This window comes from Saccharopolyspora gloriosae (assembly GCF_014203325.1).
GTDB lineage: Bacteria > Actinomycetota > Actinomycetes > Mycobacteriales > Pseudonocardiaceae > Saccharopolyspora_C > Saccharopolyspora_C gloriosae.
The window spans coordinates 1,357,570-1,382,760 of sequence record NZ_JACHIV010000001.1; the positions used below are offsets into that span (position 1 = coordinate 1,357,570).

Sequence of the window (25,191 nt, forward strand, 5' to 3'; positions counted from 1 at the left end):
GACGTCACGCCGGAAGCGGACGAGCGAGACCTCTAGGGAGAGTCATGACCGCCCAGACCACGATCGAGAGCGAGGCGCCCGAGCACGGTGTCACCTTGACCGACTCCGCGGCGCAGAAGGCCAAGGCGCTGTTGGAGCAGGAGGGCCGCGATGACATGCACCTGCGCATCGCCGTCCAGCCCGGTGGCTGCGCGGGCCTGCGCTACCAGCTGTTCTTCGATGAGCGTTCGCTCGACGGCGACGCGCGGCGTGGCTTCGAAGGCCTCGACGTGGTCGTCGACCGGATGAGCGCCCCGTACGTGGAAGGCGCGGTCATCGACTTCGTCGACTCCATCGAGAAGCAGGGCTTCACGATCGACAACCCGAACGCGGGCGGCTCCTGCGCCTGCGGCGACTCCTTCCACTGACCCGCTCCAGCGCTCACGACGGCCCGGCTCCCGGACAGGGACCGGGCCGTTCGCGTGCGCGGGTGATCAGCGGGCCACGACCCGCACGACCTCGTCGCCGAGGGCGATCCGGTCGCCGGGCGCGAGCTGACGTCCCCGCCGGGTCTCGACCTCGTCGTTGACCAGCACTTCGCCTTCTTCGAGCAGGGCTTTCGCGTCCGCTCCGTGCTCGGCGAGCCCCGCCAGCTTCAGCAGCTGGCCCAGCCGGATCGTGCCTTCCCGGATCTCCACATCATGCATGCCCCGCATTCTCCGCCGAGCGTGCACGCGCACCGGTGGACGGGCGGCGATAACCGGCGGCGCGGGGGTGCGAGTAGCGCGGCTCACGTCGGGGGCGAGGGCGCCTGCGCGGCCTCCGGTCGTGCGCGCCGAAGCCGCCACCAGCGGCCGAGCACGGCGGTTGCAAGAATTTGCGAACATAAGAGCAGCTCAGCGCTGGTTCCAATGGCGCATTGACTGAACAAGGCGAAAGAACATGTGATCACCGGACGGTTCCTCAATCGAGAAAGTTGTCCGGATGCGATTACCCGTACTAGCTCTGACGGCCGCGTTCGCGGGTGTGGCCGCCGTGCCCGCCGCCGCTGCCGTGACTCCGGCAGCCCCCGCCCCCGCCCCTGCTCCGGCCGCGGCTCCCGCTCCGGCCACGGCGCCGGTGTCCGGCCCGATCGTGCAGATGTTCCAGTGGCCCTGGGACTCGATCGCGCAGGAATGTCGCAGCACGCTCGGCCCGAAGGGGTTCGGCGCCGTCCAGGTCTCGCCGCCCCAGGAGCACGTGCAGCTCGACGGCATGAACCACCCGTGGTACCAGGACTACCAGCCGGTGAGCTACCAGCTGGAGACCCGGCGCGGCGACCGCGAGCAGTTCGCCTCGATGGTCTCCGCCTGCAACGACGCCGGGGTGGAGATCTACGCGGACGCCGTGGTGAACCACATGGCGGCCAGCGACGCCGTCGGCAGCGCGGGCACGACGCACTCGAAGTACGACTACCCCGGTCTGTACAGCGATGCCGACTTCAGCGACTGCCGCCGCGACATCGCGAACTACGACGACCAGTGGGAGGTCCGCAACTGCGAGCTCGTGGGGCTCTCGGACCTCAAGACCGGCACCGACTACGTGCGGTCCGCCGAGATCGGGTACCTCAACGACCTGATCAGCCTCGGCGTCTCCGGATTCCGGGTGGACGGCGTGAAGCACATGCCGCCCGAGGACGTCGGCGCGATCTTCGGCAACCTCAACGAGGTCCCGGACACCGGCGCGAAGCCGTACATGTTCCAGGAGGTCATCGCCGACCAGACGACGTCGGCCGGTGAGTACTCCGGCAACGGCGACGTCACCGAGTTCGCCTACCACCACAAGGTCAGCAACGCGTTCAAGGACGGCTCGCTGGCCCAGCTGGCGAACGTGCCGGACGAGATGACGTTGCCGAGCGACCAGGCCGTGGTGTTCATCGACAACCACGACACGCAGCGCAGCGAGCCGACGCTGACCTACAAGGACGGCGTCTCCTACGACCTGGCGAACGCGTTCATGCTCGCCTACCCGTACGGCACGCCGCAGCTGATCTCCAGCTTCGCCTTCGACGACCCGGACGCCGGGCCGCCCGCGAGCGAGGACGGCCGGACCAGCCCCGCGGACTGCGCCGACCAGGCGTGGGTGTGCGAGCACCAGCGGCCGATCATCGCCGGCATGGCCGGGTTCCACCAGGCCGTGCAGGGCAAGGAGCTGACGAACTGGTGGGACGACGGTTCCGGCCGGATCGCGTTCGGCCGCGGTGACGCCGGCTTCGTCGTGATCAACCGGGAGGACGGCGAGATGTCGGAGCAGCAGTTCCAGACCTCGCTGCCCGCCGGGACGTACTGCGACGTGATGTCCGGTGCGCTGGAGAACGGTTCCTGCACCGGCGCCACCGCGCAGGTCCAGGACGACGGCACCGTCACCACGACGGTGCAGGGCAACTCGGGTGTCGCGCTGCACGCGGGTGCGAAGCTGAGCTGATCTGCGCGCGCGGGGTGCCACGGCGACGTCGGCACCCCGCGCGGCCGACCCTCGGAGGTACCGCATGACCGGGCTGGCCGACATCGCCGCGGCGGCCGGGGTCAGCGTGTCCACGGTGAGCCGGGTGCTGAACCGGCGGGCCGGTATCAAGGACGAGACCCGGCAGCGGGTGCTCGACGTGCTCGCCCGGATGCCGCACACCGCGCGCGGCGCGGCGGCGATCCGCCGCACCGGGGTGATCGGGCTGCTGGTGCCGGAGCTGGTGAACCCGGTGTTCCCGGCGTTCGCCGAGGCGCTGGAGGCGCGGGCCGCCCGAGCCGGCTACGGCGTGCTGCTGTGCAACACGCGAGCGGCGCTGACCGAGGAAGAGCACGTGCGGATGCTGCTGGCCCGGGGCGTCGAAGGAATGCTGTTCGTGTCGCCGGAGAGCTCGCACGCCGCCGCCACCGATCACCGCCCTCGGGCGCACCGGCGCTACCGCTCGCTGCTCGACGACGGGGTGCGGATGGTCTTCGTCAACGGCGGCGGGCCGACCGTGGACGTGCCGGACATCGCGGTGGACGAGCGGCTCGCGGGTTACCTCGCCACCCGGCACCTGCTCGATCTCGGGCACCGCCGGATCGGGTTCGTCAGCGGGCCCGCGCACGCGGTTCCGTCCCGGCTGAAGCGGGCCGGGTGGGCCGCGGCGCTGGAGGAAGCGGCGGTGGACCCGGATCCCGAGCTGGTCGCGCACGCCGACTTCGGCGCCGCGGGTGGCGCGCGGGCGTGCGCCGCGCTGCTGGACGGTCCGGCGCCGACCGGGGTGCTGTGCTCCTCGGACGTGATGGCGTTCGGCGCGCTGCGCGAGGCCCGCCGGCGCGGGCTGCGCCTCCCGGACGACCTGTCGGTGGTGGGGTTCGACGACGTGCCGCTGGCGGACTGCTGCGCACCGAGCCTGACCACGATCGCCCAGCCGATCGAGGAGATGGCCGACGCCGCCGTCGCGGAGCTGCTGGACCGCCTCACCCCGGAGCTGCCCGACCGGCTCGGCGGGCGCACCCGGATGTTCCGGCCCCGGCTGGTGACCCGCGAATCCACCGCGCCGCCCACGAGCTGAGCGGCGCTGTTGGCGAGTTTTCGTCAACGATTTACCTGAAATATGGCCTAATCAGTCTGTTCTTGTCGAACGCGTTGTGGTCGGATCGATCTCCCTGTCAGGTGCCTCCGGCGCGTGCCGGAGCCCAGAGCGAGGAGGCGTTCCCATGACCGGAGCACGACGTCGCACGACCTTCGGCGCAAGACTCGGAGCCGCGGCGGCGACCGCGGCGCTCACCGGGATCGGCGTGTTCGCGGGCACCGCGCCCGCGGTGGCCGCGCCGAACTTCCAGGTCCCGTTCCGCTGCGGGGTCACCGTCACCGCGGCCACGTTCAGCGGGCACAGCCCGGCCAACTCGGTCGACTTCCAGCGCAGCGGCATCACCGGCATGCCCGTGGTGGCCTCCGCCGGTGGCACCGTCAGCGTCGTCGGCAACGAGGGCGACACCAGCTACGGCCGCTGGATCGAGATCGATCACGGCTCGGGTTGGACCACCCGCTACGCGCACCTGTCGGTGCAGAGCGCCTCGAAGGGCGACAAGGTCAAGGCGGGGCAGAAGATCGGCGAGGCCGGGGCGACTGGAGGCGTCACCGGCCCGCACCTGCACTTCGAGCAGCGTTCCGGCGGCGACGACGTCAAGGTCACGCTCAACGGCAAAGACGTCCCCTACTACGGCCACACCGATTTCACCAGCAAGAACAACTGCTGAAGAACCTCGCTGAGGAAAGCAGAACGGCCGCTTCGTCCTGGGGGCGAAGCGGCCGTTCGTTCAAGCGAAACCCCGTCCCCCGACCAGAACCACCCCTCGCGGCCGAAGGCCGTGCCCGGCGGCGTAGCCGTGCCTTGGGCGGCGAAGCAAGCCTGCTTGGCGGCCGAAGGCCGTGCCTGTATTCGCGAAGCGAATAGCCCACGCAAGCAAGCCGACCACCGGCGGGTTCTCAGCGTCCTTCTCGCGAGGACAGCTTTTTCCCTCGTGGCGGAGCCACTCGGGAAAAAGATCCCGCAGCGAGAAGAACGCTGAGGTTCCGCTACCCGGACACCAACACAAGCCGACCGGGGAATTTCACAGCTTGACCGGGTAGTACGGCTCAGGGACCTCGGGGGAGAGTCGGCCTTCGACGAAGATGCCGTGCCAGATCATGAACACCAGCAGCGCCCACAGCCGGCGGCTGTGGTCGAGCACGCCGGAGCGGTGCTCTTCCAGCAGCTGCAGGATCGCGGTCTTGTTCAGCAGCCGCTCCGTCTGGGACTGCTGGATGATGTTGCGCGCCCAGTCGTGCATCTCGTCGCGCAGCCAGTGCCGGATCGGCACCGGGAAGCCCAGCTTGCGGCGGTTGAGCACGTGCGCGGGCACGACCTGCTTCATGGCCTGGCGCAGCGCGTACTTCGTGGTCTCCGGGGTGATCTTCTGGTCCAGCGGGATGCCGCTGGCGACGCGGAACACCTCGTTGTCCAGGAACGGCACCCGCAGCTCCAGCGAGTTCGCCATCGTCACCTTGTCGGCCTTGACCAGGATGTCCCCGCGCAGCCACGTGAACAGGTCCACGTGCTGCATCCGGGTCACCGGGTCCCAGCTCTCGGAGGAGCGGTACGGCGCGGCGGTGACGTCGCGGTGCGACACGCCCGGGTCGAAGGCCGCCATCACGGCCTTGAGCTGGTCGTCGCGGAAGATCCGCGCGTTGCCGTAGTAGCGGTCCTCCAGCGACAGCGCGCCGCGGCGCAGCAGGTCCTTGCCGCGCACCCCGTCCGGGATGGCGGTGGAGACCTTGCCCATCGCCTTGCGCAACGAGCCGGGCACCCGCTCGAACGGCGCCAGCGACAGCGGCTCGCGGTAGATCGTGTAGCCGCCGAACAGCTCGTCGGCGCCTTCGCCGGAGAGCACCACCTTGACGTGCTGGCGCGCTTCGCGGGCGATGAACCACAGCGGCACCAGCGCCGGGTCCGCCACCGGGTCGTCGAGGTACCAGACGATCAGCGGCAGCGTCTCCATCATCTCCTCGGGGGAGACGGTGCGGATCACGTGCTTCACGCCGATCGCCGCGGCCGACTCGGCGGCCACGTCCACCTCGGAGTAGCCCTGCCGCTCGAACCCGGTGGTGAAGGTGATCAGGTTCGGGTTGTGCTCCTTGGCCAGGCAGGCGATCGCCGTCGAGTCGATGCCGCCGGACAGGAAGGAGCCCACGGTCACGTCGGCGCGCATGTGCTTGGCGACCGAGTCCCGCATGACGTCCACGACCTGGTCGTGCAGCCGCCGGGCGTCGGAGTCGTTGCGCACCGGCTTCGAGGTGAAGTTCGGGACGAAGTACCGCTCGGTCACCAGGCGCCCGCCGGGGGACACGGTGAACGAGGTGCCGGACTCGATGCGCCGGATCTGGCGGTGCAGCGTCTCCGGCTCCGGGACGTACTGCAGCGTCAGGTAGTGCTGGAGCGCCTTGTGGTCGAGGTCCTCGCCGATGCGCAGCGTGGTGGCCAGGCTCAGCAGGCTCTTCTTCTCGCTGGCGAACGCCACGCCGCCCGGCCCGTCGGCGTAGAACAGCGGCTTGATCCCGAACGGGTCGCGCGCGCCGAACACGACGCGGCGCTCGCTGTCCCAGATCAGGAACGCGAACATGCCGCGGAGCCGGCCGACCATCGCGGTGCCGAGGTAGTGGTAGGCGGCGACGATCACCTCGGTGTCGCCGTCGGTGTGGAACCTCGCGCCGTAGTGCTCGGAGAGCTCCGCGCGCAGCTCCAGGTAGTTGTAGATCTCGCCGTTGAAGTTGATGGTGTAGCGGCCGGGGTTCTCCGGCGGCCCCCACGTCAACGGCTGGTGCGAGTGCTCCAGGTCGATGATCGACAGCCGGTTGAAGCCGAAGACGACCTCACCGCCGTGCCAGGTGTCGCTCTCGTCCGGCCCCCGGTGCCGTTGGCAGGGCAGCGCTTTGGCCACGGCGTCGACGGCGAAACCGGCGTTCTCTTCAGTGGGACAGACAAGTCCAAGCAGGCCGCACACGGCGTCTCGGCACCTCTCGCATCGGCGATGGGTCGGGCTCCGCCCCGCGGCCCCGGCGGGGATCTCGGCGGGCGGGAGTCCCAGTATGCCGGGTCCGCCGCCGTACCGTGCAGGCGCGGTGAGTCGGAGCCCGCGTCGCCGGGCACCGCTGTCGATCGTTCCCCGCGCGGCGCGTGCGAGCGGGCTCCCGCGCACGCGCGCGGGCGGCGGATCTCCGCTCCGGGCGGGGACGATCTCGGTGATGTGCAGCGCACCTCGCCACCCCGGAGGCGTATCGCGGCTACTGCTGGGCTAGGCTCCCCGCAGCATTCCGGCCGCGGGGCATGGTGGGTGCGCAGTGTGTCCAAAACCCGCGGCGACGGTGGAAACACGCAGCGAGGAGGCGTCGCGCAGTGGGCTTTCGGATGGGGAGCTTGCGGCAGGAACGTCTGAAGGAGGGGACCCGAGTGCCACGGCTGGTCAAAGTCGCCGGGCTGGTAGGCCTGGTCGCGGTCGCGGCCACGGGCTGTTCGGCCGACGAGGTCCTGCGGTTCGGCTGGCCGCAAGGTGTCACCCCGCAGGCCGAGTCGATGCGTCAGCTGTGGACGTGGTCGGTGATCGCTGCACTGGCGGTCGGCGTCCTCGTGTGGGGCCTGATGTTCTGGACGGTCGCCTTCCACCGCAAGAAGGGCGAGGAGCTGCCCCGGCAGTTCCAGTACAACGTGCCGCTGGAAGTCATCTACACGGCAGTGCCGTTCGTGATGGTCGTGGTGCTGTTCTACTTCACCGCCACGACGCAGAACTACGTGATGGCGAAGTCCGAGAATCCGGACGAGAAGGTCAACGTCGTCTCGTTCCAGTGGAACTGGGAGTTCAACTACCCGGACCACCGCACGCCGGACGGGCAGCCGGTGCGGACCGTGGGCAGCAGCAGCGAGATCCCGCTGCTGGTGCTGCCGACCGGTTCGTCGATCCAGTACAACTTGAGCTCCACCGACGTCATCCACTCGTTCTTCGTGCCGGAGTTCCACTTCAAGCGGGACACCTTCCCGCACCCGGACAAGAACAACCAGGACGCCGTCTTCGAGAACACCATCGAACGCGAAGGCTCGTTCGTCGGGCGGTGCGCCGAGCTCTGCGGCACCTACCACTCGATGATGAACTTCGAGGTCCGCGCCTTGTCGCCGGACAAGTTCGACCAGTACATGCAGCTGCGGACGCAGAACAACCCGGCCACCGGGCAGTACTACACCGCGTCCGAGGCGTTGACCCAGATGAACTGCGGTGAGCTGTGCACGCCGCGGGCGGTGACCTCGGTGCCGTTCGACACCGACCGAACCTCCGGTGAGCCGTCCACCATCGGTGGCCGGCAAGCGGGCAACTGATCCCGGCAGGACGCAGGGCGCGAGAGTGAGGACTCCATGAAGGTCGAAGCGAAGATCTTCAACCTGATCACCGGCTTCTTCTTCCTGTCGGCGGTCGTCTACGGCTTGTGGTCGTACGAACCCGTGGGCACGACGGCACTGGTCCTGGTGGGCGGGTTGTCGCTGCTGATCGGCAGCTACTTCCAGTTCGTCGCGCGGCGCATCGAGCCGCGTCCGGAGGACAACCCGGACGCCGAGATCAGCGACGGCGCGGGCGAGCTGGGCTTCTTCAGCCCCGGCAGCTACTGGCCCGTCGGGCTGGCGGCGGCCGCCGCGTTCGCCGGTATCGCGCTGGCGTTCTTCCACGTGGTCATGATCGTGATCGCGGTCGGCGTGCTGCTGATCACGGTCGCGGGCCTGGTGTTCGAGTACCACACCGGACCGAACCACGAGTGATCTTCAGTACCTAGGTGAGCCCCCGGACCACTGGTTCGGGGGCTCACCTATTTTTGGCTCCAATTGATTACTTTCAGTGGTGCCCGAGTGATCCCCTTCGCTAGTTTTCACTCGTCCGTGAGAACTCTGGGGAGAGGACTGGGGAATGTCATCACGTACAGCTGCTTTAGCGCGCGGTACGGCGGTGCTCGCCGCCGTGCTGGTCGCGGGCTCGCTCGCGCCGGCCGCACTCGCGGAACCGGAATCGCCCGCGCAGCCGCTGCGCACGAACGGCGCCGCCGCCCCGGTTCTCGACTGGAGTCCGTGTGCTGATGCGCCTGGTTATGAGTGCGCTACTGCTGAGGTGCCGTTGTCGTATCGGGATCCGTCGGGGCAGCGGATTCGGTTGGCGGTGGGGAAGTTGCCTGCGGTGGATCAGGAGCGGAAGCTCGGGACGATCTTCTACAACCCTGGTGGTCCGGGCGGTAGCGGGCGGATCGCTCCGGCGTTGACTCCTGAGTTGCATGAGCGGTTCGACATCGTCGGTTTCGATCCGCGTGGTGTCGGTGACAGCACCGGGTTGAGCTGCTTCACCGAGCCCGGTGACGGTTTCCACGAGGTGGGCTCCTTCCCGGTGACTCCCGAGCAGGAACGGGTCACGGTCGAGGACACCGCACGTGGAGTCGAGCAGTGCGCCCGGAACGCGGGGCCGCTGCTGCAGCACACCTCGACGGCGAACGTCGCTCGGGATCTCGACCTGCTGCGGCAGGCGGTGGGGGAGGACCGGCTGGACTACTACGGCATCTCCTACGGCAGTCACCTCGGCACCGTGTACGCGAACCTGTTCCCGGAACGGGTCGGCTCGGTCGCGATCGACGCGGTGCTCGACCCGATCGAGTGGACCACCGGATACCGCCCGGAAGAAGCGTTCGACCCGTTCAGCTTCCGGTTGGGCAGCTACGGCGGTGCCCAGCAGGCGCTGCGCACGTTCCTCGACGCGTGCGCCGCCGATGAGCGGTGCGCCTTCCGGGAACCGGGGACCGACCTGCTCGGCAAGTACGACGCGCTGCTCGACCGGCTGCTGGCCCAGCCGGTCACGATCACCCAGCCCGACGGGTCTCCGCTGGAGATCACCTACCAGGCGGCCACGACCAGCACGTTGGGCGCGCTCTACGGCGCCTCGACCTCGCCCCGGCTCGCCGAGTTCCTGCAGCAGCTGCACGAGCTCTCGCTGCCCGGTGCCGCTGCCGCACCGGCGCCGGTCGTCTCGGTACCGCCTGCTCCGCAAGGCTGGGCGGGCGCCCTGCGAACTGAGCAGGGGCTCAGCGTGATGTGCAACGACAGCAGCAATCCGGGCAACCCGTGGGTGTGGTCGGACTACGCGCGGCGCGCCGACGAGGTCGGGCGCGGTTTCGGCTCGTACTGGACGTACCTGTCGCTGGGCTGCGCGAACTGGCCCGGCGGATCCGACGCGGACCGCTACACCGGGCCGTGGGATCGGGAGACCTCGGCTCCGGTGCTGGTCATCGGCAACCGGCAGGGTGATCCGGCCACGCCGTACGACGACGCGCGGAAGGTGTCCGAGCTGCTCTCCGACGCGCGGCTGCTCACGCTCGACTCGTTCGGGCACGGCGCCCGCGGGGAGAGCGCCTGCATCGACGGGGCGTTGAACGCGTACTTCGCCGACGGCGCGCTGCCCGCCGAGGGCACGATCTGCCAGCCGGACCGGGGCCCCTTCGACCCGGTGCCCTGACCAGCCCGGACGTGATGCGGCGGCCCGCTCGACCCGACCGGTCGGGCGGGCCGTGCGGTCGCGGTGCGTTGGCGGGAAGCACCTGTTCCGAGGAGCTTAGGATTCGAGGGCCGGAGCAACGCAGTCCCGCAGCCAGGAGGCTCTTCGTGATCACCGCGATCGTGCTCATCCAGACCGTCGCCGACCGACTCACCGAGGCGGCGCAGGAGGTCGCCGACATCGACGGCGTCGCCGAGGTCTACTCGTGCGCGGGCGACGTCGACCTGATCGCGATCCTGCGGGTCACGAACCACGAGGACATCGCGGATATCGTCCCGGGCCGGATCAACAAGGTCGCCGGGGTGCTCGACACCGACACCCACATCGCGTTCCGCTCGTACTCCAGCCAGGACACCGAGGCCACCTTCTCCCTCGGCCTGGAATGAGGCCGTCCGGCGTTCGGGTGATCCCCTCCGGGTGAACCTGCGCGGAGCCCGCCGGTTTTCCGCCGCGTACCCCTGATTCCAGGGACGGCGCGCTGATCCCCTGCCCTACCTTCCGGCCGACGGATACCACGGGGGATTGGCCGGGACATGTCATCACGCATCGCCGTTGCACCGCGCGGAACGATCGCGCTCGTCGCAGCGCTGCTCGCGGGTTCGCTGCTGCCGTTCGCCGCCGGGCGGTCCGAAGCCGAGCAGAGCAGCGGAACCCTGCGCACCGGTGGCGCGGACGTCCCGGTGCTGAACTGGAGTCCGTGTGCTGATGCGCCTGGTTATGAGTGCGCTACTGCTGAGGTGCCGTTGTCGTATCGGGATCCGTCGGGGCAGCGGATTCGGTTGGCGGTGGGGAAGTTGCCTGCGGTGGATCAGGAGCGGAAGCTCGGGACGATCTTCTACAACCCTGGTGGTCCGGGCGGTAGCGGGCGGATCGCTCCGGCGTTGACTCCTGAGCTGCATGAGCGGTTCGACATCGTCGGTTTCGATCCGCGTGGTGTCGGTGACAGCACCGGGTTGAGCTGCTTCACCGACCCCGCCGACGGCTTCCAGCACGAGCACACCTTCCCGGTCACCCCGGAGCAGGAACGGGTTCAGGTCACCGACACCGCGCGCGCGGTCGAGCAGTGCGGGCGCAACGCGGGGCCGTTGGCGGGGCACACCTCGACGGCGAACGTCGCTCGGGATCTCGACCTGCTGCGGCAGGCGGTGGGGGAGGACCGGCTGGACTACTACGGCATCTCCTACGGCAGCCACTTGGGCACGACGTACGCGAACCTGTTCCCGGAACGGGTCGGCTCGGTCGCGATCGACGCGGTGCTCGACCCGATCGAGTGGACCACCGGATACCGCCCGGAAGAAGCGTTCCAGCCGTTCAGCTACCGGTTGGGCGCCGAGGAGGGCGCTCAACGGGCGCTGCGCACGTTCCTCGGCGCGTGCGCGGCGGATGAGCGCTGCGCCTTCCGGGAACCCGGCACCGATCTGCTCGGCAAGTACGACGCCTTGCTCGACCGGGTGCTCGCGCGGCCGGTCAGCGCCACCGCGCCCGACGGGACTCCGCTGGAGATCACCTACCAGGTCGCGGTGCGCGGCACCCTGAGCGCGCTGCACACCGCCGGGTCCGCCGCGGACCTCGGCGAGTTCCTGCAGGTGCTGCACGCGCGATCGCTGCCCGGCGTCGAGCCCGGACCACCGCCCGTCGTCGAGGTGCCCGAACCGCCCAAACGACCGGGTCGCAAACCGGAGCAGGGGCTCAGCGTGATGTGCAACGACAGCAGCAATCCCGGTGACCCGTGGGTGTGGTCGGACTACGCGAGGCGGGCAGACGAGGCCGGGCGCGGCTTCGGCGCCTACTCGACGTACCTGTCGCTGGGATGCGCCACCTGGCCCGGCGGTTCGGATCCGGACCGCTACACGGGCCCGTGGGACCGGGAGACGGCCGGGCCGGTGCTGGTCATCGGCAACCGGCAGGGTGATCCGTCCACGCCGTACGACGACGCGCAGAAGGTGTCGGAGCTGCTGTCCGACGCGCGGCTGCTCACGCTCGACTCGTTCGGGCACGGCGCCCGAGGGAAGAGCGCCTGCATCGACGCCGCGCTGACCGCCTACTTCGGTTCCGGGGCGTTGCCCGCCGAGGGCGCCGTCTGCCGGCCGGACCGAGCCCCGTTCGACCCGGCGCCGTGACCGGTCACCGCGGAGCTACCGCTGCCAGCGGAACGCGGCCCAGCGGGACAGCAGGTCCGCGGCGGCACCGGAGTCGAGCGCCTGCGCGGCCTTGTCCAGCCCGGTGCGCAACTGCGCGGTCAGGTCCGAGCCGATGCCGTCGTAGGCGGCGAGGGCACCTGCGGTGTTGAGCACCACGGCATCCCGCACCGGGCCCCGCTCACCCGCCAGCAGCGTGCGCACCACCTCGGCGTTCACCTCGGCATCGCCGCCCTGCAGGGCTTCCGCGGTGGTGCGGGGGATGCCGAGGTCCTCCGGAACGATGCACTCCTGGCGGACCTGCCCGTCACCGACGACCCAGGCCGTGGTGGTCGAGGTCGTGGTGATCTCGTCCATGCCGTCGTCGCCGGCCACCAGCAGCACCGAGTTGCCGCGCGCCGCGAACACCTCCGCCATCACCGGGGCCATCCGCTTGTCCGCGCAGCCGATCAGGCCGCTGCTCGGGCGCGCCGGGTTCGTCAGCGGGCCCAGGAGGTTGAACGCGGTGGGGATGCCGATCTCCCGGCGCGGTCCGGCGGCGAACTTCATCGCCGGGTGGAACACCGGTGCGAAGCAGAACCCGATGCCGACCTCGTCGACGCACGCCCGCACGCCTTCCGGCGGCAGGTCGATCGTGACGCCCAGCGTCTCCAGCACGTCCGCGGTCCCGCACTTGGACGAGGCCGCCCGGTTGCCGTGCTTGACGACGGTCGCGCCGCAGGCGGCGAGCACGATCGCGGTCATCGTGGAGATGTTCACGCTGCCCGACCGGTCACCGCCGGTGCCGACGACGTCGACCGCCCGGCGGCCGACGTCCAGCGGCAGCGAGTGGGTGAGCATCGTGTCGGCCATGCCGCGCACCTCGGCCGCGGTCTCGCCCTTCGCGCGCAGCGCCACGACGAACGCGGCGACGCGCGCCGGAGTGGCCGCGCCGGTCATCACCAGGTCCATCGCCCAGGCGGTGTCGCTCGCGGACAGGTCGTTGCCCGCGACGAGGTGCCCTAGGAGTTTCGGCCAGGTGCCCGACATGGTGCCCACGATTGTTCTCCGGGTGGTTCAGGCCCGCACCGCGGATGGCACTGCGGTGCGGAGCAGTTCTGCGACGGTTTCAGCGGACGACAGCGGGTCCAGCGGGTGCACGAGCACCGCGTCGGCCTGCGACCAGGTCGCCAGCCACCGGTCGTCGCGGCGGCGCACGGTGAGCACGATCGGCGGGCAGTTCGAGATCTCGTTCTTCAACTGCCGCGAGACGCCCATGCCGCCGGTGGGCTGGGCCTCGCCGTCGAGCACCACCAGGTCGGCGTGGCCAGCGTCGAGTTCGCTGAGCACGTCCGCGACGTTGCCCGCCTCGACGTAGGTCACCCTGGCCAGGTCCGGTGAAGGCCGCCTGCCGATCGCGTTGATGATCGATTCGCGAACTTCGGGCCGGTGGCTGAACACCAGGATCGTGGTCGTCGATGTGCTCATCAGCTGCTCCTCGCTGGCTAGGCGGTCGGCTCACGGCGTTGTGGTGACTCGGCCCGACGACGAGAGGGTGCCCTCGATGACGGTGATCTCCGGATGCTAGCGGCTGAACAGGCGTGAGCAGTAGCCGCCACGGATCAGCGCCCCGGTGATCAGCCCGGACCGCTCTGCAGCGCGACCCAGCCGACGGCCCTGCCGTGCAGCCGCTGCGCGAGTCCGGCCATCCGGGAGCTCTCCTGTGAGCAATGCAACGCGTCGAGTTTCTGCACACGCTCCGCGAACAGCGCCTGCTCACCGGCGGCGGGCTCCGCGCCGAACGGGACGGAGCCGTCGCCCGGATCGGGGCGCAGCCGCCAGTCGTCCTGTTCGAGCAGCTCAGCGGCCCTGCTGATCGATTCCGCCGGGAGCAGCAGGTGGTGGCGCAGCACCGCGGCGTCCTCCGGAGCCCACTGCGGCGAGCGCGCGAGCACGGCCGAGGCGGCCTCGGTCTCGTCGAACGCGCTGACCACCACGATCAACGCCGGATCGTTCCAGTCGGGTGCCGTGGGCCCCTGCCGGCCACGCCTTAACCCCAGATGGGACAAAAAACGGCGAAAATTAATCACAACGAGTTACCTCCAGGTCGCGATCTGATCACTGAAGCGCCACGCCCGGGACCCGAGGGCGCAGGGGGAAAACGCACGGGACATAATGCGTCGCGTGACAACGGCAGCGCCCTCAATCAGTCAACGCGTGCACTCGCTGAACCGCCCGAACATGGTCAGCGTCGGCACCATCGTTTGGTTGGCCAGCGAGCTGATGTTCTTCGCTGGACTCTTCGCCATGTTCTTCACGGTGAAGGCGCAGAACGAGGGTGCGTGGCCACCGCCGCCCAGCGAGCTGAACATCGCCTACGCACTCCCGTTCACGGTGATCCTGGTGGCGTCCTCGTTCACCTGCCAGTGGGGTGTGTTCGCGGCCGAGCGCGGCGACGTGTTCGGCCTCCGCCGCTGGTACGTGGTGACCCTGATCATGGGCACGATCTTCGTGCTGGGTCAGGCAGGCGAGTACTACACGCTGGTCGCCGCGCACCACACCACGATCGCCTCGTCGGCGTTCGGCACGGTGTTCTTCATGACGACCGGCTTCCACGGCCTGCACGTCATCGGCGGACTCATCGCCTTCGTGTTCCTGCTCATCCGCACCAAGCTGAGCAAGTTCACCCCGGCGCAGGCCATCGCAGCGATCGTCGTGTCCTACTACTGGCACTTCGTCGACATCGTGTGGATCGGTCTGTTCGCCGTGATCTACCTCGTTCCGTGATCCACCGGCCTCACCAGGGCCGCCACGAAACACCCCGAACCTGACAGCAAGGGTTGCCGCACTCATGACCACCATCAAGAAACGGAACCGCGCGGGATCCAAGTTCCGGCGCAGGCTCTCCGGTGTCCTCGCGCTCGGGATCGCCTTGGTCGGCGCGGGCGGGCTGTACACCGTCCTGACCCCCGAGCCGCAGACCGCGCACGCCGCGGCGGACCCGGCGCTGGTCAGGCAGGGCGAGCAGCTCTACAACAACGCGTGCATCAGCTGCCACGGCGCGAACCTGGGCGGTGTGAAGGACCGCGGGCCGAGCCTGGTCGGTGTCGGCGAGGCCGCCGTGCACTTCCAGGTCTCCTCCGGCCGCATGCCGATGGTCCGCCAGGAAGCCCAGGCGATCCGCAAGCCCGCGAAGTTCTCCCCCGAGGAGATCGACGCGATGTCCGCGTACGTGCAGACCTACGGCGGCGGCCCGGTGTCCCCGGACACCACCGGCGCGGCGGCGACGGGCGACTCGGCGCGCGGCGGCGAGCTGTTCCGCCTCAACTGCGCCTCCTGCCACAACTTCACCGGCCGCGGCATCGCGATGTCGTCCGGCAAGTTCGCGCCGAACCTGGACCCGGCCAGCGAGCAGCAGATCTACGAGGCGATGCTCACCGGCCCGCAGAACATGCCGAAGTTCTCCGACCGGCAGCTCACGCCGGAGGAGAAGAAGGACATCATCGCGTACGTCAAGTCCGTGACGGACAACAACAACAACCCCGGCGGTAGCTCCGTCGGCGGCTTCGGCCCCGCTTCGGAGAGCGTCATCGCCTGGGTCGTCGGACTCGGCGCGCTGATCGGCGTCACCCTGTGGATCGGAGCCAGGGCATGAGTGCAGAAGGCGGGCAGGCAAGCCCCAAGCGCGATTACACCGAGGCCGAACTGGCCGAGATGAGCCGCGACGAGAAGATGCGGCTGGGCTTGGCCCTCGACGACGTCGAGCTCGTCCACTACCAGGACCCGTTCCCGGTGGAGAACACCCGCGCGGAGCGCCGCGCCGAGCGGGCGGTCGCCGCCTGGTTCGTGCTCGCCGGCCTCTCCGCGATCGCGTTCATCGCGGTGTTCATCTTCTGGCCGTGGGCCTACGTCTCCCCGCAAGAGGGCGGCCAGGCGTACTTCCTCTACAACCTCTACACCCCGCTGATCGGGCTGTTCCTGGGGCTGTCGGTCGTCGCGCTGGGCGTGGGCGTGGTGCTCTACACCAAGAACCTCATCCCGCACGAGGTCGCGATCCAGCAGCGCCACGACGGGCACGGATCCGACGAGGTCGACAAGCAGACGGTCACCGCGATCCTCGCCGACACCGGTGTGCGCAGCGGTTTCGCCCGGCGCTCCATGATCCGCCGCACGCTCGGCTTCGGCGGGGCGGCGCTGGGCCTGGGCACCGGCGTGATCGCCATCGGCGGCTTCATCCGCGACCCGTGGGCCACCGAGGGACCCGACTCCCTCAAGCACACCGCGTGGATGAAGGAGAACGACGAGAAGGTCTACCTGCGGCGCGACACCGGCGACCCGCACGACGTGTCGCTGCTGCGCCCGGAGGACATCGACGCCGGTGGCTTCGAGACCGTCTTCCCGTTCCGCGAGTCCGACCGCGAGGACGAGCACAAGCTCGCCTCGGTGCTGCGCCGCAGCGACGCCCCGGTGATGTTGATCCGGCTCCGGCCGGGCAGCTCCCCGGTCAAGCGCAAGGGCCAGGAGAACTTCAACTACGGCGACTACTACGCTTACTCGAAGGTGTGCACCCACGTGGGCTGCCCGACCTCGCTGTTCGAGCAGCAGACCGGCCGCCTGCTCTGCCCCTGCCACCAGTCGCAGTTCGACGTGGTCAACACTTACGCCAAGCCGGTGTTCGGTCCGGCCACTCGTTCCCTGCCGCAACTACCGATCACGGTGGACGAAGAGGGATATTTCGTGGCCAAGCACGACTTCATCGAGCCGGTCGGCCCAGCGTACTGGGAGCGCAACTCATGAGTTCGATCACGACGCCCACCAAGCCGGAGAGCAAGCTCTACCGGCAGGCGGCAACTGCGGCCAACGAGGCCGACAGCCGGTACAACATGGCGCCCGGCATCCGGCGCCAGCTCAACAAGGTCTTCCCGACGCACTGGTCGTTCCTGCTCGGTGAGATCGCGCTCTACACCTTCATCATCCTGATCCTGACCGGGATCTACCTGTCGCTGTTCTTCGACCCCTCCATGGAGGAGGTCACCTACGACGGCGTGTTCCGGAACCTGCAGGACGTCGAGATGTCCAAGGCGTTCGCGAGCACCCTGGACATCTCGTTCGAGGTGCGCGGCGGTCTGTTCATCCGGCAGCTGCACCACTGGGCGGCGCTGCTGTTCGTGGCCGGGATGATGGCCCACATGTTCCGGATCTTCTTCACCGGTGCGTTCCGGCGCCCGCGTGAGGGGAACTGGGTCATCGGCTCGCTGCTGCTGATCCTGGGCATGTTCGAGGGCTTCTTCGGCTACTCCCTGCCGGATGACCTGCTCTCCGGTACCGGCGTCCGCGCCACCATGTCCGGCATCGTGCTGTCCATCCCGCTGATCGGGACCTGGATGCACTGGGCGCTGTTCGGCGGCGAGTTCCCGGGAATGGAGATCATCCCGAGGCTCTACATCCTGCACGTGCTGGTGCTGCCGGGGATCATGCTCGGCCTGGTCGCGGCGCACCTGGCGCTGGTCTGGTACCAGAAGCACACCCAGTTCCCGGGCGCCAAGCGCAAGGAGACGAACGTCGTCGGCATCCGCATCATGCCGACCTTCGCGCTCAAGGGCGGTGCGTTCTTCGCGCTGACCACCGGCATCCTGGCGATCATGGGCGGCGTGTTCCAGATCAACGCGATCTGGAACCTCGGGCCGTACCTCGGTTCGCAGGTCTCGGCGGCCTCGCAGCCGGACTGGTACCTGATGTGGGCGGACGGCATCCTGCGGATCTGGCCGGCCTGGGAGCTCTACATCGGGCCGTACACGGTGCCGCCGGTGTTCTTCTGCGGTGCGATCGGCATGGGCATCATGTTCACGCTGCTGATCGCCTACCCGATGATCGAGCGCAAGCTCAGCGGGGACAACGCGCACCACAACCTGCTGCAGCGTCCGCGGGACAACCCGGTACGCACCAGCCTCGGCATGATGGCGCTGTCCTTCTTCGCCGTGCTGATGATCTCCGGCATGAACGACGTGGTCGCGTTCGAGCTGAACATCTCGCTGAACGCGATGACGTGGGGCGGCCGGATCGGGCTGCTGCTCGCACCGCCGATCACGTACTACATCACCTACCGGGTGTGCCTGGGTCTGCAGCGGGCCGACCGCGAGGTGCTGGAGCACGGCGTGGAGACCGGCATCATCAAGCGGCTCCCGCACGGTGAGTTCATCGAGGTGCACCAGCCGCTCGGGCCGGTGGACTCGCACGGTCACCCGGAGGAGCTCGCCTACCAGGGCGCCGCGGTGCCGAAGAAGATGAACAAGCTCGGTGCCGCGGGCTCCCCGGTCGAGGGCAGCTGGCTCAAGCCGGACCCCGCCGAGGAGACCGAGGCCCTGGCCCGGACCCGGGCGGAGAACGAGCGCGCGGAGCACGAGGCGCGCGAGGACAGCGAACTGGTCTCCGGAAGGCCGCAGCAGCCTTCTGAGTGAGCCTGACCGTGCCCGGAGCGGCCCGGTACCCCACAGGGGTGCCGGGCCGCTCCGCGTTCCGGGCTCAGTCCGCGGCGGGGTAGGGGGTCCGGGCCTGGGTGGCGCGCTCCAGCCAGGTGCGCCACGCGGCCGCCGAACCGGCCGGTTCGGCCCAGGGCGTCGCGCAGCGGACCAGGCGGGTGCCGCCGGTGGTGAGCCAGCGGTGCACGACGCGCACCTCGTCGGCGGGGGCGCCGCGCAGCGGTCCGGGCTCCGGCAGCACCGTCTCCGCAGCCGCCTGCAGCGCGTCCACGACCGGCATCGGCGGTGTCCCGCGCCGCGCGTTGCCCGCGGCGGCGAGCCTGCCGTGGCGCACCACGGCCAGCTGCCAGCCGCCCGCCCCGTCCGGGCGGGCCGCGACCAGTTCGGGCACCGCGGCCAGCGCGGCCCAGCGCTGCGCCTGGTCGAGCGCCCGCACCAGCCCGGCGAGCCGGTCGCGGGCCGCGGCGGCGTCCTCGAAGCGCTCCTCGGCGGCGAGCCGGTCGAGTTCCGCGTGCAGCCGCTCCAGGAGTCCGTGCTCCGCGTCCCGGCCGGCGGGGCCGCCGGAGATCACCTCCCGCACGGTGACGACCTGCGGCGCGTACTCTTCGACGCTCTGGTGCCCGGCGCACGGCGCCGCGCAGCGCCCGAGTTCGTACACCGCGCACGGACGCCCCGACGGGTTGCGCGCCGGGATGCGTTCGGTGCACCGGCGCAGCGTGGTGCCCGCCTGCAAGGTCTCCACGGCCTCCGCCGCGGCCGCCCGGGACCGGAAGGGGCCCAGCGCTCCGTCGCGGGCGCTGCGGACGATCGAGAGCCGCGGGAAGGCCTCCTCGGTGAGCACGACCCACCAGGTGCGCTTCGGGAACTTGGAGCGGCGGTTGTAGCGCGGCTGGTGCGCGCCGAGCAACCGCAGCTCCCGCACCTCGGCCTCCAGCGGGTGCGCGCACTCCACGTGGTCCACCCGCTGCGCGAGCCCGGCCATCTCCCGCACCCGGCCGCGGCGTTCCCCGGCGGTGAAGTACTGCCGCACCCGGCGGCGCAGGTCGGAGGCCGTGCCGACGTAGAGCACCTCGTCGTTCGGGCCGCGGAACAGGTAGACGCCGGGGGCGTTCGGCAGGTCGTCGGCCAGGCCGCGGTTGCGGCGCTGCTGCGGGGTCACGTCCGGCAGGTGCGCCAGCAGCTCCGGCACGGTCCGCACGCCCAGCGGTCCGAGGCGCTCCAGCAGCGCGTGCAGCACGTCGACGGTGGCGCGGGCGTCGTCGAGGGCGCGGTGCACCGGGGTGGTGCGGGCGTGCAGCACGCGGGCGAGGGTGCCGAGCTTGTGGTTCGGCGTCTCGTCCCGGCTCAGCACCCGGCGGGCGAGCTTCGCGGTGCACAGCACCTGCGGTTTCGGCCAGGTCAGCTCCAGCCGTTCGCAGTGCGCTCGCAGGAATCCGATGTCGAACGGAGCGTTGTGGGCGACCAGGACGCTGTCCCGGCTGAACTCCAGGAACGCGGGCAGCACCGAGTCGAAGCGCGGCGCCCCGTGCACCATGGCGCCGGTGATCCCGGTGATCGACACGACCATCGGCGGGATCTCGCAGCCGGGGTCGACGAGGGTGGCGAACTCACCGAGCACTTCGCCGCCGCGGACCTTCACCGCGCCGATCTCGGTCACGGCGTCGCGCTGCGCGCTGCCACCGGTCGTCTCCAGGTCGACGACGACGAACGTCGTCCGGTGCAGGGGGAGGTCGTCGTCGATCTCGTCGAAGGTCAGCTGCGCCCCGGTCATCGCGCGCACGCTACGGGCGGCCACCGACAACCTCCGGATCGGGTGAACGAGGAGCGGACGACTAGCCTGGTCCCGTGGTTCCGCCGACGTCGGGTGCCGATGCCCCGCGCTCCGAAGAGTCTGCTGTGGACAGTCCGCGGCAGGCGCCGAACGGCGCTCCGAGCGAGGTCTTCGAGCCCTGTCCGGCCGGTGACCCGGAGGAACTCCCCGCGCCGGTGCGGGCCAGGCTCGCCGAGCTGGGCGCGGAGGCGCTGGAGGGCATGCGTCCCTCGGACGTGCCGGTCCCGCTTCGCCCGGTGGTGCGGTTCGCACCCGCCAAACGGGCGAAGCTCGGGCAAGGGCCGTTGGTCGCGGCGCTGCGGGACGCCCCGGTGTTCCGCACGGCGGTCGTCGACTGGTGCCGCGAGCACCGCCCCGACGGGCTCGACGCGGCGAACTCCGACCCGGTGGTGGTCGCCGCGGCGGGCATCCTGCTCGGGACGCCGAACACGGAGCACTACGTGGAGCTCGTCGCGTTCCGCGTGGAACAGGGGAGGTTGCGCGGTGAGCGGGACTCCGCGCAGGCCCGAGCCCAGCGGCTGGCCGCTGAGACCGAGCGGTTGCAGCACGAACTCGCCGAGCTGCGGCGCGCGCAGGAGCAGGCTGGCGATGCGTCCGGCTCCGAAGCCGACCGGTTGCGCAAGCGCCTGCGCGAGCAGGGCCAGCGCCTCCGCGACGCCAAGGACGACGCGCAGGTGGCCCGCGCGGAGCTCACCGAAGCGCACCGGCTGGTGGAGACCGAGCTGTCGGACCTGCGCGCCCAGCGGGACCGCGAGCAGGTGAAGGCGCAGGAGGAGCGGGAACGCGCCCAGCGCGCCGCGGCCGAGGCGGAAGTGGCCCGGCAATCGGCCAGGGAGGCGCGGCAGGGCGACGAGGTCCGGATCTCGCTGCTGCTGGAGACCATGGAGGGCGCGCTCGGCGGGCTGCGCCGGGAACTGCGCGCCGGCGGGCACGGCCCGCGTCCGGCGGACGTGGTGCAGCGGGTGCGCACCGACTCCGGCGTCACCGGGCAGGTGGCGGACGCGGTGGCGCTGGACCGGCTGCTCGCGCTGCCCGCCGTGCACCTGATCGTCGACGGCTACAACGTGACCAAGACCGGCTATCCGGACCTGCCGCTGGCCGATCAGCGCAACCGCCTGGCGCACCAGCTGGCGGCGCTCGCGGCGCGCACCGGCGCGGAGGTGACGGTGGTGTTCGACGGTGCCGACGTGCTCGCGGTGCCCACCGCCGGGCCGCGCGGCGTGCGGGTGCTGTTCAGCGACCCCGGCGTGATCGCCGACGACGTGATCCGCTCGCTGGTGATCGCCGAGCCGCAGGGCAGGCAGCTGGTGGTGGCGACGTCGGACCGGGCGGTGGTGACCTCGGTGCGTCGCGCCGGTGCTTACGCGGTCGCGTCGGCCGTGCTGCTGGACCGCCTCAACCGAGTGTGAGTCGGTCTCTGCGTTCGGGGTCCTTTTGCATCGGGGGCGGGTGGCGGAACCTCAGTCGGTCTCTCGCTGCGGGATCTTTTTCCCGAGTGGCTCCGCCACGAGGGAAAAAGCCGTCCTCGCGAGAGACCGGCTGAGAACCCGCGGCGGTGCCGGTTGCTCTGGTGATCGCTGCTCAGCGGCTTCGCCGCTGACAGGACGATGGGCGTGAATGCTGGTCGCTCGGGGCCGAGCGCTCACGGCGGACTCGGCTTCGGTTCGTCGTCGGGGCGCTGCGCAGGGGCTTGGCGGGTCGGGTAGTGGTGGATCTCATACGGAGATCATCCGGGGTGCTGGGCGGGGGTGGGGCGTGGTGGTGGTTTCGGGGAGGCGCTGGTCAGGAGACCGCGAGCTCGATCACGCTCCGCTCATGAAGATAATCCCATTGTGCTATTGCGGGGTGTTCAGAAGAATTACCCCCCCACTTCTGGACGTCACGCTTCACCTTTCGTAGCCTTACCGCGTCTTCGCGGCGATCAGCGACCCACTCCGGGTCCTCCGCGAAGCGCCGCCGAATCGGCTAGTCGGGGAGCCGAACCGGGAACCTGCCCCCGTGGGGTGTGCGGGCGCGAAGCCGCGCCCGGAGTCCGGGTCGCCCTGGACCACCACCTCCGCGTACTCGGTAGGCGGTCGACAACGAAGGAGCTATGCGCGACGTGGCGTCGCATCGATTGAAGCGCACGATGCGCGGAGCGCTGGCGGCCTCGGCGGTCCTCGCCGCCGTTGGCATGACCTCCGCGCCGGCGATCGCAGACCCCAACCTCCCCGACAACGCCTCGGACGCGGCCAAGCAGGTGCGGGAACTCTCGCACCAGGCAGAAGCCGTCACCGAGGAGTACAAGAAGGCCGAGGACGACCACGCGGCCAAGAAGGCGGAACTCGACCGGTCCACCGCCGAAGCGGACCAGGCCGAGCAGGTCGCCAACCAGGCCAGGGCCGAGGAAGAACGCTTCCGCGGCCAGGTCGACCAGCTCACCACCGCCTCCTACCAGGGCGCACGGCTGAACAAGCTGTCCGCGCTGCTGGTCAGCGAATCCCCGAACGACTTCCTGGACCGCGCTTCGGCGCTGGACGTGCTGGCCAAGGACAACAACGACGCGATCAAGCAGTTGTCCGCGGCGGTGCACCAGGCCGAGGACGCGACCAAGCGCGCGCAGGACGCCCGCAACCGCGCCGCTCAGGCCGAAGCCGACGCCGCCCGCATCCAGGGCGAGATCGGCAAGAAGAAGGCCGACATGGACGCCCAGGTCGCCAAGGTCAAGGAGCGCTACGCCGAGCTCAGCTCGGAGGACCAGGACTCCCTGACCGGTGGCGGCGAGACCGACTACCAGTCGCCCGGCGGCTCCGGTTCCGCCGCCGAGGCGGTCACCGCGGCGCTGAGCAAGCAGGGCTCGTCCTACGTCTACGGCGCCAAGGGCCCGAGCACCTTCGACTGCTCCGGCCTGATGCAGTGGGCCTACAAGCAGGCCGGCGTGAGCATCGGCGGCTCGACGAAGTCGCAGGTCACCGAGGGCAAGAAGATCTCGGCGAGCCAGCTCCAGCCGGGCGACCTGATCTTCTACTACAGCCCGGTCAGCCACGTGTCCATGTACGTGGGCAACGGCAAGGCCGTGCACGCCCCGACCGAGGGCGACGTGGTGAAGGTCGCCGACTACGACAGCATCGCGGACGTCTCCTCGATGCGGCGCATCGTCGGCTGACGTTCTGCCGAGCCCGCCTCGGCGGGTCTTGATTCGCACGGCGAGGGCCGTCGTCCCACCGGGACGGCGGCCCTCGCCGCGTGTGGGTGACCGGCGGGTGCTCGCGACGGGCCGCGGCCCGCCGCCCGACCTACGATCCGGCTCGTGCCTGGGGTCTCGAGGGGGTGGCCTGCGGCGGTCGCCGCCGCGGCCGCCTTGGCCGTGGGCGCGTTCGTCCCGTTCCCGGCCCAGACGCCGACCGCACCCGTTTCCGGGCTCCAGAACGCCTCCGTGGCGACGCTGGAGCACGAATGGGAGTCCGTGCTGCGGGAGCGCGCCCGCGCGATTCTCACGAGGGATGAGGCGGCGTTCGCGGCGTCGCTCGATCCGGCGGCTCCGCCCGACTTCCAGCGCCGCCAGCGCGAGCTGTTCCACAACCTGGCCGAGGTGCCGCTGGCCGAGTGGGACTACGACGTCCGCCCCGCGTCCGGTGCCTCCGCGAGCTCGGCGAACCCCGACGTGGTGCTGCGCTACGCGCTGGCCGGGGTGGACGCGGTGCCCACGGAACGCCCGGCGGGGTTCACCTTCACCCGGCGCGACGGGCGCTGGCTGCTCAGCGACGACGAGCGCGCCCGCGGCCAGGCGTGGCGGGGGCCGTGGGACTTCGGGCCGTGCCGGGTGCGGGCCACCCCGCACGGAATGATCATCGGGCACGACGGCTCCGAGGAGCTCGCGGACCGCCTGGCGGGCGAGCTCGACTCGGCGGTGGCCGCCGTGACCGACGTGTGGGGACCGGACTGGCGGCGCCAGGTGGGTGTGCTGCTGCCCCGCTCCCAGGAGGAGCTGCGGGAGTTGGTGGGCGCCGAGTTCGCGGTGGACGGCATCGCGGCCGTCGCCGTCGCCGACGAGGTGAACATCGCCGATCGGCGCGTCGAGGGGCCGCGGGTCGTGTTCAACACCGCCACCGCGGACCGGCTCTCGGACACCTCGCTGCGGGTGGTGCTGCGCCACGAGATGACGCACGTGGCGGCGCGGGCGGACACCGCCGACGGCGCGCCGATGTGGTTGCTGGAGGGGTTCGCGGACTACGTGGGCTACCGCGACAGCGGACTGCCGCCGGAGCGCATCGCGCCGGACCTGGCGCGCCAGGTCCGCTCCGGTGCCGCGCCCGACGGCCCGCCAGGAGACCGGGACTTCCACACCTCCGGCGCGGGCTTGGACGCGGCCTACCAGCAGTCGTGGTCGCTGGTGGAGCACCTGGTGCGGCGGGTGGGGGAGCCGAAGACCGTGGAGCTGTACCGCCGCATCGCCTCGGTGGGCGCACCGTCCGAAGTGGACCCGGCGCTGCGCGAGCTCGCGGGCCTGTCCGCCGCCGAACTGGTCGAGTCCTGGCGCGCCGAACTCCACGACCGCTTCGGCTGAGCGGACCTCGGACGCGCGGAAGCCCGCGGCGATCGACTCACCGCGGGCTTCCGCAACGGCACCGGCCGAGAACTCGGCAGAGCCTGATCGTTGATCCGGTCGGTGGCGGAACCGCTGAGGTTCCGCCACCCGGACACCT

General features: G+C 70.4%; 21 protein-coding genes and 1 pseudogene. 16 read left to right on the plus strand and 6 right to left on the minus strand.

Annotated elements, in window-relative coordinates; genetic code table 11:
- Positions 1–44 precede the first annotated feature (44 nt).
- Positions 45–407 (plus strand): HesB/IscA family protein, encoded by a 363-nt coding sequence (locus BJ969_RS06175; protein WP_184477883.1) that lies wholly within the window; start codon positions 45–47, stop codon positions 405–407.
- A 66-nt stretch (positions 408–473) separates the two neighbouring features.
- Here BJ969_RS06175 and BJ969_RS06180 read toward each other — a convergent pair whose 3' ends face one another.
- Positions 474–686 (minus strand): RNA-binding S4 domain-containing protein, encoded by a 213-nt coding sequence (locus tag BJ969_RS06180; protein ID WP_184477884.1) that lies wholly within the window; start codon positions 684–686, stop codon positions 474–476.
- Between the two features lie 277 nt (positions 687–963).
- Here BJ969_RS06180 and BJ969_RS06185 point away from each other — a divergent pair, with 277 nt between their 5' ends.
- From BJ969_RS06185 to BJ969_RS06195, 3 genes and pseudogenes are all read left to right on the plus strand, one after another.
- A complete protein-coding gene (locus BJ969_RS06185; protein ID WP_184477885.1) occupies positions 964–2,442 on the plus strand; it encodes an alpha-amylase in 1,479 nt (492 codons plus the stop codon).
- A gap of 64 nt (positions 2,443–2,506) precedes the next feature.
- Positions 2,507–3,538 carry a LacI family DNA-binding transcriptional regulator gene (locus BJ969_RS06190; protein ID WP_184477886.1) on the plus strand — a complete coding sequence of 344 codons (1,032 nt, stop codon included), beginning with the start codon at positions 2,507–2,509 and terminating at the stop codon, positions 3,536–3,538.
- A 145-nt stretch (positions 3,539–3,683) separates the two neighbouring features.
- A pseudogene (locus BJ969_RS06195) lies at positions 3,684–4,223 on the plus strand (M23 family metallopeptidase); the annotation flags it as partial.
- A 357-nt stretch (positions 4,224–4,580) separates the two neighbouring features.
- Here BJ969_RS06195 and asnB read toward each other — a convergent pair.
- On the minus strand, positions 4,581–6,509 hold the full coding sequence (gene asnB / locus BJ969_RS06200) for an asparagine synthase (glutamine-hydrolyzing) (RefSeq protein ID WP_184477888.1): 1,929 nt from the start codon (positions 6,507–6,509) through the stop codon (positions 4,581–4,583).
- Positions 6,510–6,913: 404 nt separating this feature from the next.
- Between asnB and ctaC the strand changes: the two genes are divergently transcribed.
- From ctaC to BJ969_RS06225, 5 genes are all read left to right on the plus strand, one after another.
- Positions 6,914–7,873, plus strand: a complete 960-nt coding sequence (gene ctaC, locus BJ969_RS06205) for an aa3-type cytochrome oxidase subunit II (protein WP_184484883.1) — start codon at positions 6,914–6,916, stop codon at positions 7,871–7,873.
- 36 nt (positions 7,874–7,909) lie between these two features.
- The gene (locus tag BJ969_RS06210; protein ID WP_184477889.1) at positions 7,910–8,308 is read left to right on the plus strand and encodes a cytochrome c oxidase subunit 4; all 399 of its coding nucleotides are present in this window, start codon (positions 7,910–7,912) and stop codon (positions 8,306–8,308) included.
- Positions 8,309–8,717: 409 nt separating this feature from the next.
- Positions 8,718–10,040, plus strand: a complete 1,323-nt coding sequence (locus BJ969_RS06215; RefSeq protein ID WP_343071254.1) for an alpha/beta hydrolase — start codon at positions 8,718–8,720, stop codon at positions 10,038–10,040.
- A 146-nt stretch (positions 10,041–10,186) separates the two neighbouring features.
- Entirely contained in the window at positions 10,187–10,465 is a 279-nt protein-coding gene (locus tag BJ969_RS06220; RefSeq protein ID WP_184477891.1) for an Lrp/AsnC ligand binding domain-containing protein, read from the plus strand.
- Between the two features lie 147 nt (positions 10,466–10,612).
- Positions 10,613–12,199 (plus strand): alpha/beta hydrolase, encoded by a 1,587-nt coding sequence (locus tag BJ969_RS06225; protein WP_184477892.1) that lies wholly within the window; start codon positions 10,613–10,615, stop codon positions 12,197–12,199.
- Positions 12,200–12,214: 15 nt separating this feature from the next.
- On the opposite strand, the gene trpD is transcribed toward BJ969_RS06225, so the two are convergent.
- The 3 genes from trpD to BJ969_RS06240 form a co-directional block, all read right to left on the minus strand.
- A complete protein-coding gene (gene trpD / locus BJ969_RS06230) occupies positions 12,215–13,246 on the minus strand; it encodes an anthranilate phosphoribosyltransferase (RefSeq protein WP_184484885.1) in 1,032 nt (343 codons plus the stop codon).
- Positions 13,247–13,273: 27 nt separating this feature from the next.
- A complete protein-coding gene (locus BJ969_RS06235) occupies positions 13,274–13,684 on the minus strand; it encodes a response regulator (RefSeq protein ID WP_184477893.1) in 411 nt (136 codons plus the stop codon).
- A 149-nt stretch (positions 13,685–13,833) separates the two neighbouring features.
- Positions 13,834–14,193: a hypothetical protein gene (locus tag BJ969_RS06240; protein WP_343071690.1), complete on the minus strand. Its 360-nt coding sequence runs from the start codon at positions 14,191–14,193 to the stop codon at positions 13,834–13,836.
- A 178-nt stretch (positions 14,194–14,371) separates the two neighbouring features.
- Here BJ969_RS06240 and ctaE point away from each other — a divergent pair, with 178 nt between their 5' ends.
- The 4 genes from ctaE (at position 14,372) to qcrB (ending at position 18,654) form a co-directional block, all read left to right on the plus strand.
- The gene (gene ctaE / locus BJ969_RS06245) at positions 14,372–14,983 is read left to right on the plus strand and encodes an aa3-type cytochrome oxidase subunit III (RefSeq protein ID WP_184477894.1); all 612 of its coding nucleotides are present in this window, start codon (positions 14,372–14,374) and stop codon (positions 14,981–14,983) included.
- Positions 14,984–15,047: 64 nt separating this feature from the next.
- Positions 15,048–15,851, plus strand: a complete 804-nt coding sequence (gene qcrC / locus BJ969_RS06250; RefSeq protein WP_184477895.1) for a cytochrome bc1 complex diheme cytochrome c subunit — start codon at positions 15,048–15,050, stop codon at positions 15,849–15,851.
- The gene (gene qcrA, locus BJ969_RS06255) at positions 15,848–16,993 is read left to right on the plus strand and encodes a cytochrome bc1 complex Rieske iron-sulfur subunit (protein WP_184477896.1); all 1,146 of its coding nucleotides are present in this window, start codon (positions 15,848–15,850) and stop codon (positions 16,991–16,993) included. The genes qcrC and qcrA overlap by 4 nt, the downstream gene beginning before the upstream one ends.
- Complete coding sequence (gene qcrB / locus BJ969_RS06260) at positions 16,990–18,654, plus strand: cytochrome bc1 complex cytochrome b subunit (protein WP_184477897.1); 1,665 nt, start codon at positions 16,990–16,992, stop codon at positions 18,652–18,654. The genes qcrA and qcrB overlap by 4 nt, the downstream gene beginning before the upstream one ends.
- Positions 18,655–18,718: 64 nt before the next feature.
- Here qcrB and BJ969_RS06265 read toward each other — a convergent pair whose 3' ends face one another.
- Positions 18,719–20,446, minus strand: a complete 1,728-nt coding sequence (locus BJ969_RS06265; RefSeq protein ID WP_184477898.1) for a DEDD exonuclease domain-containing protein — start codon at positions 20,444–20,446, stop codon at positions 18,719–18,721.
- A 125-nt stretch (positions 20,447–20,571) separates the two neighbouring features.
- Here BJ969_RS06265 and BJ969_RS06270 point away from each other — a divergent pair, with 125 nt between their 5' ends.
- The 3 genes from BJ969_RS06270 (at position 20,572) to BJ969_RS06280 (ending at position 25,052) form a co-directional block, all read left to right on the plus strand.
- Positions 20,572–21,915 (plus strand): NYN domain-containing protein, encoded by a 1,344-nt coding sequence (locus tag BJ969_RS06270; RefSeq protein WP_425503532.1) that lies wholly within the window; start codon positions 20,572–20,574, stop codon positions 21,913–21,915.
- Positions 21,916–22,598: 683 nt separating this feature from the next.
- A complete protein-coding gene (locus tag BJ969_RS06275; protein WP_184477899.1) occupies positions 22,599–23,651 on the plus strand; it encodes a C40 family peptidase in 1,053 nt (350 codons plus the stop codon).
- 144 nt (positions 23,652–23,795) lie between these two features.
- The gene (locus tag BJ969_RS06280; RefSeq protein WP_343071256.1) at positions 23,796–25,052 is read left to right on the plus strand and encodes a basic secretory protein-like protein; all 1,257 of its coding nucleotides are present in this window, start codon (positions 23,796–23,798) and stop codon (positions 25,050–25,052) included.
- The last annotated feature ends 139 nt before the right edge of the window (positions 25,053–25,191 follow it).